Source organism: Escherichia sp. TC-EC600-tetX4 (assembly GCF_019356055.1).
GTDB lineage: Bacteria > Pseudomonadota > Gammaproteobacteria > Enterobacterales > Enterobacteriaceae.
This window is the reverse complement of record NZ_CP079924.1, coordinates 4,265,489-4,276,644: the sequence shown is the minus strand read 5'-3', so window position 1 is coordinate 4,276,644 and position 11,156 is coordinate 4,265,489. Positions and strand designations below refer to the sequence as shown.

Here is an 11,156-nt window from a genome sequence, read left to right as displayed (position 1 = left end):
CTCCATTAATGGCGGAAGTGGCGCATGTCGGTGAAGAGCATCGCAATACCGTGCTCGTCGGCGGCGGCAATCACTTCGTCATCACGGATAGAACCGCCAGGCTGGATTACGCAGGTCACGCCCGCAGCGGCGGCGGCATCAATACCGTCGCGGAACGGGAAGAACGCGTCAGAAGCCATCGAGGAACCTTTCACTTCCAGGCCTTCATCGGCCGCTTTAATACCGGCGATTTTTGCGGAGTACACGCGGCTCATCTGGCCCGCGCCAATGCCGATAGTCATATTGTTTTTGGCATAGACGATAGCGTTGGATTTCACAAACTTCGCCACCTTCCAGCAGAACAGCGCATCACGCAGTTCCTGTTCGCTCGGCTGACGTTTGGTCACCACGCGCAGTTCTTCCGCACCGACCATCCCCAGGTCACGATCCTGAACCAGCAGACCGCCGTTCACGCGTTTGAAATCGAGGCCCGGAACACGCTCGCCCCACTGACCGCAGGTCAGAACGCGTACGTTCTGTTTGGCGGCGGTGATTTTCAGGGCTTCTTCGCTGGCGGACGGCGCAATAATCACTTCGACAAACTGACGAGAAATGATGGCCTGTGCGGTTTCCGCATCCAGCTCGCGGTTAAAGGCAATGATGCCGCCGAATGCGGAGGTTGGGTCGGTTTTGTACGCGCGATCGTAAGCATCAAGAATGGAATTGCCGATAGCCACGCCGCAAGGGTTGGCGTGCTTCACAATCACACATGCCGGCTCGGCGAACTCTTTCACGCACTCCAGCGCCGCATCGGTATCGGCGATGTTGTTATAAGAGAGGGCTTTACCCTGAACCTGGGTTGCGGTAGCAACGGAGGCTTCTTTCACATTCTCTTCTATATAGAAGGCAGCCTGCTGGTGGCTGTTCTCGCCGTAACGCATATCCAGCTTCTTAATGAAGTTCAGGTTCAGCGTGCGTGGGAAGCGACCGGCGGCTTCTTTGCTTTCACCGTGGTAAGCCGGAACCATGCTGCCGAAGTAGTTGGCAATCATGCTGTCGTAGGCGGCAGTGTGTTCGAAGGCTTTGATGGCGAGGTCGAAACGGGTTGCAAGCGTCAGCGATCCTTCGTTGTCATCCATCTCTTTAATAATGGCGTCATAGTCGCTGCTCTTCACCACGATTGCGACATCTTTATGGTTCTTGGCGGCGGAGCGCACCATCGTTGGGCCGCCGATATCGATGTTCTCAACCGCATCTTCCAGCGAGCAACCTTCACGGGCCACGGTCTGGGCGAACGGATACAGGTTAACAACCACCATATCGATAGGCTGGATCTGATGTTCTTCCATAATGGCATCGTCCTGGCCGCGACGGCCCAGAATGCCACCATGTACTTTCGGATGCAGGGTCTTCACGCGTCCATCCATCATCTCCGGGAAACCGGTGTAATCGGAAACTTCGGTTACCGGCAGACCTTTTTCTGCTAACAGACGGGCAGTGCCCCCTGTAGACAGCAGCTCCACACCGCGTGCGGAAAGTGCCTGGGCGAATTCGACGATACCGGCTTTGTCAGAAACACTGAGCAGAGCGCGGCGGACTGGACGACGTTGTTGCATGGTAAATCCCCTGGATTTGACTATTACAGAGAGCGTTAGCTGAATTTTTCGCGAAAAACTCAGCTAACGCCCCTAACGGGGCATCCTTATTTTTCGCCCGCATTGTAACGAAAACGTTTGCGCAACGCTCGCGAATTTTTCTCTTTCAATGGTGATCACAATTTTGACTGTGGTTACCGTGGGCAAAATACAGAAATTACATTGATGATTGTGGATAACTCTGTGCGTAAAAAGGTATAAAGCGGGCTTTTGCTGGGGAATGCAGCAGTCAGTCATTTTTCTGCAATTTTTCTATTGCGGCCTGCGGAGAACTCCCTATAATGCGCCTCCATCGACACGGCGGATGTGAATCACTTCACACAAACAGCCGGTTCGGTTGAAGAGAAAAATCCTGAAATTCAGGGTTGACTCTGAAAGAGGAAAGCGTAATATACGCCACCTCGCGACAGTGCGCTAAAGCGCGTCGCAACTGCTCTTTAACAATTTATCAGACAATCTGTGTGGGCACTCGAAGATACGGATTCTTAACGTCGCAAGACGAAAAATGAATACCAAGTCTCAAGAGTGAACACGTAATTCATTACGAAGTTTAATTCTTTGAGCATCAAACTTTTAAATTGAAGAGTTTGATCATGGCTCAGATTGAACGCTGGCGGCAGGCCTAACACATGCAAGTCGAACGGTAACAGGAAGAAGCTTGCTTCTTTGCTGACGAGTGGCGGACGGGTGAGTAATGTCTGGGAAACTGCCTGATGGAGGGGGATAACTACTGGAAACGGTAGCTAATACCGCATAACGTCGCAAGACCAAAGAGGGGGACCTTCGGGCCTCTTGCCATCGGATGTGCCCAGATGGGATTAGCTAGTAGGTGGGGTAACGGCTCACCTAGGCGACGATCCCTAGCTGGTCTGAGAGGATGACCAGCCACACTGGAACTGAGACACGGTCCAGACTCCTACGGGAGGCAGCAGTGGGGAATATTGCACAATGGGCGCAAGCCTGATGCAGCCATGCCGCGTGTATGAAGAAGGCCTTCGGGTTGTAAAGTACTTTCAGCGGGGAGGAAGGGAGTAAAGTTAATACCTTTGCTCATTGACGTTACCCGCAGAAGAAGCACCGGCTAACTCCGTGCCAGCAGCCGCGGTAATACGGAGGGTGCAAGCGTTAATCGGAATTACTGGGCGTAAAGCGCACGCAGGCGGTTTGTTAAGTCAGATGTGAAATCCCCGGGCTCAACCTGGGAACTGCATCTGATACTGGCAAGCTTGAGTCTCGTAGAGGGGGGTAGAATTCCAGGTGTAGCGGTGAAATGCGTAGAGATCTGGAGGAATACCGGTGGCGAAGGCGGCCCCCTGGACGAAGACTGACGCTCAGGTGCGAAAGCGTGGGGAGCAAACAGGATTAGATACCCTGGTAGTCCACGCCGTAAACGATGTCGACTTGGAGGTTGTGCCCTTGAGGCGTGGCTTCCGGAGCTAACGCGTTAAGTCGACCGCCTGGGGAGTACGGCCGCAAGGTTAAAACTCAAATGAATTGACGGGGGCCCGCACAAGCGGTGGAGCATGTGGTTTAATTCGATGCAACGCGAAGAACCTTACCTGGTCTTGACATCCACGGAAGTTTTCAGAGATGAGAATGTGCCTTCGGGAACCGTGAGACAGGTGCTGCATGGCTGTCGTCAGCTCGTGTTGTGAAATGTTGGGTTAAGTCCCGCAACGAGCGCAACCCTTATCCTTTGTTGCCAGCGGTCCGGCCGGGAACTCAAAGGAGACTGCCAGTGATAAACTGGAGGAAGGTGGGGATGACGTCAAGTCATCATGGCCCTTACGACCAGGGCTACACACGTGCTACAATGGCGCATACAAAGAGAAGCGACCTCGCGAGAGCAAGCGGACCTCATAAAGTGCGTCGTAGTCCGGATTGGAGTCTGCAACTCGACTCCATGAAGTCGGAATCGCTAGTAATCGTGGATCAGAATGCCACGGTGAATACGTTCCCGGGCCTTGTACACACCGCCCGTCACACCATGGGAGTGGGTTGCAAAAGAAGTAGGTAGCTTAACCTTCGGGAGGGCGCTTACCACTTTGTGATTCATGACTGGGGTGAAGTCGTAACAAGGTAACCGTAGGGGAACCTGCGGTTGGATCACCTCCTTACCTTAAAGAAGCGTTCTTTGCAGTGCTCACACAGATTGTCTGATAGAAAGTGAAAAGCAAGGCGTCTTGCGAAGCAGACTGATACGTCCCCTTCGTCTAGAGGCCCAGGACACCGCCCTTTCACGGCGGTAACAGGGGTTCGAATCCCCTAGGGGACGCCACTTGCTGGTTTGTGAGTGAAAGTCACCTGCCTTAATATCTCAAAACTCATCTTCGGGTGATGTTTGAGATATTTGCTCTTTAAAAATCTGGATCAAGCTGAAAATTGAAACACTGAACAACGAAAGTTGTTCGTGAGTCTCTCAAATTTTCGCAACACGATGATGAATCGAAAGAAACATCTTCGGGTTGTGAGGTTAAGCGACTAAGCGTACACGGTGGATGCCCTGGCAGTCAGAGGCGATGAAGGACGTGCTAATCTGCGATAAGCGTCGGTAAGGTGATATGAACCGTTATAACCGGCGATTTCCGAATGGGGAAACCCAGTGTGTTTCGACACACTATCATTAACTGAATCCATAGGTTAATGAGGCGAACCGGGGGAACTGAAACATCTAAGTACCCCGAGGAAAAGAAATCAACCGAGATTCCCCCAGTAGCGGCGAGCGAACGGGGAGCAGCCCAGAGCCTGAATCAGTGTGTGTGTTAGTGGAAGCGTCTGGAAAGGCGCGCGATACAGGGTGACAGCCCCGTACACAAAAATGCACATGCTGTGAGCTCGATGAGTAGGGCGGGACACGTGGTATCCTGTCTGAATATGGGGGGACCATCCTCCAAGGCTAAATACTCCTGACTGACCGATAGTGAACCAGTACCGTGAGGGAAAGGCGAAAAGAACCCCGGCGAGGGGAGTGAAAAAGAACCTGAAACCGTGTACGTACAAGCAGTGGGAGCACGCTTAGGCGTGTGACTGCGTACCTTTTGTATAATGGGTCAGCGACTTATATTCTGTAGCAAGGTTAACCGAATAGGGGAGCCGAAGGGAAACCGAGTCTTAACTGGGCGTTAAGTTGCAGGGTATAGACCCGAAACCCGGTGATCTAGCCATGGGCAGGTTGAAGGTTGGGTAACACTAACTGGAGGACCGAACCGACTAATGTTGAAAAATTAGCGGATGACTTGTGGCTGGGGGTGAAAGGCCAATCAAACCGGGAGATAGCTGGTTCTCCCCGAAAGCTATTTAGGTAGCGCCTCGTGAATTCATCTCCGGGGGTAGAGCACTGTTTCGGCAAGGGGGTCATCCCGACTTACCAACCCGATGCAAACTGCGAATACCGGAGAATGTTATCACGGGAGACACACGGCGGGTGCTAACGTCCGTCGTGAAGAGGGAAACAACCCAGACCGCCAGCTAAGGTCCCAAAGTCATGGTTAAGTGGGAAACGATGTGGGAAGGCCCAGACAGCCAGGATGTTGGCTTAGAAGCAGCCATCATTTAAAGAAAGCGTAATAGCTCACTGGTCGAGTCGGCCTGCGCGGAAGATGTAACGGGGCTAAACCATGCACCGAAGCTGCGGCAGCGACGCTTATGCGTTGTTGGGTAGGGGAGCGTTCTGTAAGCCTGCGAAGGTGTGCTGTGAGGCATGCTGGAGGTATCAGAAGTGCGAATGCTGACATAAGTAACGATAAAGCGGGTGAAAAGCCCGCTCGCCGGAAGACCAAGGGTTCCTGTCCAACGTTAATCGGGGCAGGGTGAGTCGACCCCTAAGGCGAGGCCGAAAGGCGTAGTCGATGGGAAACAGGTTAATATTCCTGTACTTGGTGTTACTGCGAAGGGGGGACGGAGAAGGCTATGTTGGCCGGGCGACGGTTGTCCCGGTTTAAGCGTGTAGGCTGGTTTTCCAGGCAAATCCGGAAAATCAAGGCTGAGGCGTGATGACGAGGCACTACGGTGCTGAAGCAACAAATGCCCTGCTTCCAGGAAAAGCCTCTAAGCATCAGGTAACATCAAATCGTACCCCAAACCGACACAGGTGGTCAGGTAGAGAATACCAAGGCGCTTGAGAGAACTCGGGTGAAGGAACTAGGCAAAATGGTGCCGTAACTTCGGGAGAAGGCACGCTGATATGTAGGTGAGGTCCCTCGCGGATGGAGCTGAAATCAGTCGAAGATACCAGCTGGCTGCAACTGTTTATTAAAAACACAGCACTGTGCAAACACGAAAGTGGACGTATACGGTGTGACGCCTGCCCGGTGCCGGAAGGTTAATTGATGGGGTTAGCGCAAGCGAAGCTCTTGATCGAAGCCCCGGTAAACGGCGGCCGTAACTATAACGGTCCTAAGGTAGCGAAATTCCTTGTCGGGTAAGTTCCGACCTGCACGAATGGCGTAATGATGGCCAGGCTGTCTCCACCCGAGACTCAGTGAAATTGAACTCGCTGTGAAGATGCAGTGTACCCGCGGCAAGACGGAAAGACCCCGTGAACCTTTACTATAGCTTGACACTGAACATTGAGCCTTGATGTGTAGGATAGGTGGGAGGCTTTGAAGTGTGGACGCCAGTCTGCATGGAGCCGACCTTGAAATACCACCCTTTAATGTTTGATGTTCTAACGTTGACCCGTAATCCGGGTTGCGGACAGTGTCTGGTGGGTAGTTTGACTGGGGCGGTCTCCTCCTAAAGAGTAACGGAGGAGCACGAAGGTTGGCTAATCCTGGTCGGACATCAGGAGGTTAGTGCAATGGCATAAGCCAGCTTGACTGCGAGCGTGACGGCGCGAGCAGGTGCGAAAGCAGGTCATAGTGATCCGGTGGTTCTGAATGGAAGGGCCATCGCTCAACGGATAAAAGGTACTCCGGGGATAACAGGCTGATACCGCCCAAGAGTTCATATCGACGGCGGTGTTTGGCACCTCGATGTCGGCTCATCACATCCTGGGGCTGAAGTAGGTCCCAAGGGTATGGCTGTTCGCCATTTAAAGTGGTACGCGAGCTGGGTTTAGAACGTCGTGAGACAGTTCGGTCCCTATCTGCCGTGGGCGCTGGAGAACTGAGGGGGGCTGCTCCTAGTACGAGAGGACCGGAGTGGACGCATCACTGGTGTTCGGGTTGTCATGCCAATGGCACTGCCCGGTAGCTAAATGCGGAAGAGATAAGTGCTGAAAGCATCTAAGCACGAAACTTGCCCCGAGATGAGTTCTCCCTGACCCTTTAAGGGTCCTGAAGGAACGTTGAAGACGACGACGTTGATAGGCCGGGTGTGTAAGCGCAGCGATGCGTTGAGCTAACCGGTACTAATGAACCGTGAGGCTTAACCTTACAACGCCGAAGCTGTTTTGGCGGATGAGAGAAGATTTTCAGCCTGATACAGATTAAATCAGAACGCAGAAGCGGTCTGATAAAACAGAATTTGCCTGGCGGCAGTAGCGCGGTGGTCCCACCTGACCCCATGCCGAACTCAGAAGTGAAACGCCGTAGCGCCGATGGTAGTGTGGGGTCTCCTCATGCGAGAGTAGGGAACTGCCAGGCATCAAATTAGAAAAACCCCGGTCCATAAGGCCGGGGTTTTTTGCATATCAATTATTTGCATGATGAAGGGAATCTCATGTCAGTTCTGTATATCCAAATTCGTCGTAATCAAATTACTGTTCGCGATCTTGAAAGCAAACGTGAAGTGTCAGGAGACGCTGCCTTCAGTAACCAGCGCCTGTTAATCGCCAATTTCTTTGTTGCAGAAAAAGTTCTGCAAGATCTTGTTCTGCAACTCCACCCACGTTCAACCTGGCATTCTTTTTTGCCAGCAAAACGTATGGATATTGTTGTGAGCGCACTGGAAATGAATGAGGGCGGTTTGTCACAGGTTGAGGAACGCATTCTCCATGAAGTGGTCGCTGGGGCAACGTTAATGAAATATCGCCAGTTCCACATCCATGCGCAATCAGCGGTACTCAGTGATAGTGCGGTCATGGCAATGCTTAAGCAGAAATAATCGTGTCACCATTGGTGGGTACTAAACCTGAAGTTCAGCCCACCGGGATGAGAAAAAATCGCCTACGCCCCCACATACGCCAGATTCAGCAACGGATACGGTTTCCCCAAATCGTCCACCTCAGAGCGTCCCGTAACCTTAAAACCCACCTTCTTATAGAACCCAACCGCCTGCTCATTTTGCTCATTAACGTTGGTTGTCAGTTCCGGTGCCATCGAGAGCGCATGCTCCACCAGCACCCGACCTACGCCGCAGCCGCGCACATCAGGATCGATAAACAGCGCATCCATATGCTGCCCACTTAGCAACATAAATCCAACCGGCTGATCCCGCTCATTAACCGCGACCCACAACGGCGCTTCCGGCAGGAAGGAACGAACTAGGTCCTCCAGCTCGGTCCGATACTCTGCTGATAGAAAATCGTGAGTGGCATCGACAGAACGACACCAAATCGCAACGAGTTCCTCCCCTTCCTCATGCCGTGAGCGGCGAATACTAATAACCATTTTCTCTCCTTTTAGTCATTCTTATATTCTAACGTAGTCTTTTCCTTGAAACTTTCTCACCTTCAACATGCAGGCTCGACATTGGCAAATTTTCTGGTTATCTTCAGCTATCTGGATGTCTAAACGTATAAGCGTATGTAGTGAGGTAATCAGGTTATGCCGATTCGTGTGCCGGACGAGCTACCCGCCGTCAATTTCTTGCGTGAAGAAAACGTCTTTGTGATGACAACTTCTCGTGCGTCTGGTCAGGAAATTCGTCCACTTAAGGTTCTGATCCTTAACCTGATGCCGAAGAAGATTGAAACTGAAAATCAGTTTCTGCGCCTGCTTTCAAACTCACCTTTGCAGGTCGATATTCAGCTGTTGCGCATCGATTCCCGTGAATCGCGCAACACGCCCGCAGAGCATCTGAACAACTTCTACTGTAACTTTGAAGATATTCAGGATCAGAACTTTGACGGTTTGATTGTAACTGGTGCGCCGCTGGGCCTGGTGGAGTTTAATGATGTCGCTTACTGGCCGCAGATCAAACAGGTGCTGGAGTGGTCGAAAGATCACGTCACCTCGACGCTGTTTGTCTGCTGGGCGGTACAGGCCGCGCTCAATATCCTCTACGGCATTCCTAAGCAAACTCGCACCGAAAAACTCTCTGGCGTTTACGAGCATCATATTCTCCATCCTCATGCGCTTCTGACGCGTGGCTTTGATGATTCATTCCTGGCACCGCATTCGCGCTATGCTGACTTTCCGGCAGCGTTGATTCGTGATTACACCGATCTGGAAATTCTGGCAGAGACGGAAGAAGGGGATGCATATCTGTTTGCCAGTAAAGATAAGCGCATTGCCTTTGTGACGGGCCATCCCGAATATGATGCGCAAACGCTGGCGCAGGAATTTTTCCGCGATGTGGAAGCCGGACTAGACCCGGATGTACCGTATAACTATTTCCCGCACAATGATCCGCAAAATACACCGCGAGCGAGCTGGCGTAGTCACGGTAATTTACTGTTTACCAACTGGCTCAACTATTACGTCTACCAGATCACGCCATACGATCTACGGCACATGAATCCAACGCTGGATTAATCTTCTGTGATAGTCGATCGTTAAGCGATTCAGCACCTTACCTCAGGCACCTTCGGGTGCCTTTTTTATTTCCGAAACGTACCTCAGCAGGTGAATAAATTTTATTCATATTGTTATCAACAAGTTATCAAGTATTTTTAATTAAAATGGAAATTGTTTTTGATTTTGCATTTTAAATGAGTAGTCTTAGTTGTGCTGAACGAAAAGAGCACAACGATCCTTCGTTCACAGTGGGGAAGTTTTCGGATCCATGACGAGGAGCTGCACGATGACTGAACAGGCAACAACAACCGATGAACTGGCTTTCACAAGGCCGTATGGCGAGCAGGAGAAGCAAATTCTTACTGCCGAAGCGGTAGAATTTCTGACTGAGCTGGTGACGCATTTTACGCCACAACGCAATAAACTTCTGGCAGCGCGCATTCAGCAGCAGCAAGATATTGATAACGGAACGTTGCCTGATTTTATTTCGGAAACAGCTTCCATTCGCGATGCTGATTGGAAAATTCGCGGGATTCCTGCGGACTTAGAAGACCGCCGCGTAGAGATAACTGGCCCGGTAGAGCGCAAGATGGTGATCAACGCGCTCAACGCCAATGTGAAAGTCTTTATGGCCGATTTCGAAGATTCACTGGCACCAGACTGGAACAAAGTGATCGACGGGCAAATTAACCTGCGTGATGCGGTTAACGGCACCATCAGTTACACCAATGAAGCAGGCAAAATTTACCAGCTCAAGCCCAATCCAGCGGTTTTGATTTGTCGGGTACGCGGTCTGCACTTGCCGGAAAAACATGTCACCTGGCGTGGTGAGGCAATCCCCGGCAGCCTGTTTGATTTTGCGCTCTATTTCTTCCACAACTATCAGGCACTGTTGGCAAAGGGCAGTGGTCCCTATTTCTATCTGCCGAAAACCCAGTCCTGGCAGGAAGCGGCCTGGTGGAGCGAAGTCTTCAGCTATGCAGAAGATCGCTTTAATCTGCCGCGCGGCACCATCAAGGCGACGTTGCTGATTGAAACGCTGCCCGCCGTGTTCCAGATGGATGAAATCCTTCACGCGCTGCGTGACCATATTGTTGGTCTGAACTGCGGTCGTTGGGATTACATCTTCAGCTATATCAAAACGTTGAAAAACTATCCCGATCGCGTCCTGCCAGACAGACAGGCAGTGACGATGGATAAACCATTCCTGAATGCTTACTCACGCCTGTTGATTAAAACCTGCCATAAACGCGGTGCTTTTGCGATGGGCGGCATGGCGGCGTTTATTCCGAGCAAAGATGAAGAGCACAATAACCAGGTGCTCAACAAAGTAAAAGCGGATAAATCGCTGGAAGCCAATAACGGTCACGATGGCACATGGATCGCTCACCCAGGCCTTGCGGACACGGCAATGGCGGTATTCAACGACATTCTCGGCTCCCGTAAAAATCAGCTTGAAGTGATGCGCGAACAAGACGCGCCGATTACTGCCGATCAGCTGCTGGCACCTTGTGATGGTGAACGCACCGAAGAAGGTATGCGCGCCAACATTCGCGTGGCTGTGCAGTACATCGAAGCGTGGATCTCTGGCAACGGCTGTGTGCCGATTTATGGCCTGATGGAAGATGCGGCGACGGCTGAAATTTCCCGTACCTCGATCTGGCAGTGGATCCATCATCAAAAAACGTTGAGCAATGGCAAACCGGTGACCAAAGCCTTGTTCCGCCAGATGCTGGGCGAAGAGATGAAAGTCATTGCCAGCGAACTGGGCGAAGAACGTTTCTCCCAGGGGCGTTTTGACGATGCCGCACGCTTGATGGAACAGATCACCACTTCCGATGAGTTAATTGATTTCCTGACCCTGCCAGGCTACCGCCTGTTAGCGTAAACCACCACATAACTA

At 51.7% G+C, this 11,156-nt stretch carries 5 protein-coding genes, 1 tRNA gene and 3 rRNA genes; 7 read left to right on the top strand and 2 right to left on the bottom strand.

What is annotated here, in order from left to right:
- Window positions 1-5: 5 nt before the first annotated feature.
- Window positions 6-1,595 carry a bifunctional phosphoribosylaminoimidazolecarboxamide formyltransferase/IMP cyclohydrolase gene (gene purH, locus KXD89_RS20740; RefSeq protein ID WP_001187559.1) on the bottom strand — a complete coding sequence of 530 codons (1,590 nt, stop codon included), beginning with the start codon at window positions 1,593-1,595 and terminating at the stop codon, window positions 6-8.
- Window positions 1,596-2,209: 614 nt separating this feature from the next.
- Here purH and KXD89_RS20735 point away from each other — a divergent pair.
- From KXD89_RS20735 to KXD89_RS20715, 5 genes are all read left to right on the top strand, one after another.
- Window positions 2,210-3,751, top strand: a 16S ribosomal RNA gene (locus KXD89_RS20735).
- A gap of 85 nt (window positions 3,752-3,836) precedes the next feature.
- Window positions 3,837-3,912: transfer RNA gene (locus KXD89_RS20730), tRNA-Glu, on the top strand.
- 193 nt (window positions 3,913-4,105) lie between these two features.
- A 23S ribosomal RNA gene (locus tag KXD89_RS20725) occupies window positions 4,106-7,009 on the top strand.
- 94 nt (window positions 7,010-7,103) lie between these two features.
- Window positions 7,104-7,219 (top strand): 5S ribosomal RNA (rrf, locus tag KXD89_RS20720).
- Together the 16S, 23S and 5S rRNA genes with 1 tRNA gene alongside form the textbook arrangement of a ribosomal RNA operon.
- 76 nt (window positions 7,220-7,295) lie before the next feature.
- The gene (locus KXD89_RS20715) at window positions 7,296-7,679 is read left to right on the top strand and encodes a YjaA family stress response protein (RefSeq protein WP_001326558.1); all 384 of its coding nucleotides are present in this window, start codon (window positions 7,296-7,298) and stop codon (window positions 7,677-7,679) included.
- 62 nt (window positions 7,680-7,741) lie between these two features.
- Here KXD89_RS20715 and KXD89_RS20710 read toward each other — a convergent pair whose 3' ends face one another.
- On the bottom strand, window positions 7,742-8,185 hold the full coding sequence (locus KXD89_RS20710) for an acetyltransferase (RefSeq protein WP_000237004.1): 444 nt from the start codon (window positions 8,183-8,185) through the stop codon (window positions 7,742-7,744).
- Between the two features lie 156 nt (window positions 8,186-8,341).
- Here KXD89_RS20710 and metA point away from each other — a divergent pair, with 156 nt between their 5' ends.
- Window positions 8,342-9,271 carry a homoserine O-succinyltransferase gene (metA, locus tag KXD89_RS20705; protein ID WP_001122779.1) on the top strand — a complete coding sequence of 310 codons (930 nt, stop codon included), beginning with the start codon at window positions 8,342-8,344 and terminating at the stop codon, window positions 9,269-9,271.
- Between the two features lie 268 nt (window positions 9,272-9,539).
- The gene (gene aceB, locus KXD89_RS20700) at window positions 9,540-11,141 is read left to right on the top strand and encodes a malate synthase A (RefSeq protein WP_000138905.1); all 1,602 of its coding nucleotides are present in this window, start codon (window positions 9,540-9,542) and stop codon (window positions 11,139-11,141) included.
- Window positions 11,142-11,156: the final 15 nt, after the last annotated feature.

Bases quoted from the DNA above. Each gene is read 5' to 3' on its own strand.
- purH (WP_001187559.1), bottom strand. From the start codon at position 1,595: ATGCAACAACGTCGTCCAGTCCGCCGCGCTCTGCTCAGTGTTTCTGAC.
- KXD89_RS20715 (WP_001326558.1), top strand. From the start codon at position 7,296: ATGTCAGTTCTGTATATCCAAATTCGTCGTAATCAAATTACTGTTCGC.
- KXD89_RS20710 (WP_000237004.1), bottom strand. From the start codon at position 8,185: ATGGTTATTAGTATTCGCCGCTCACGGCATGAGGAAGGGGAGGAACTC.
- metA (WP_001122779.1), top strand. From the start codon at position 8,342: ATGCCGATTCGTGTGCCGGACGAGCTACCCGCCGTCAATTTCTTGCGT.
- aceB (WP_000138905.1), top strand. From the start codon at position 9,540: ATGACTGAACAGGCAACAACAACCGATGAACTGGCTTTCACAAGGCCG.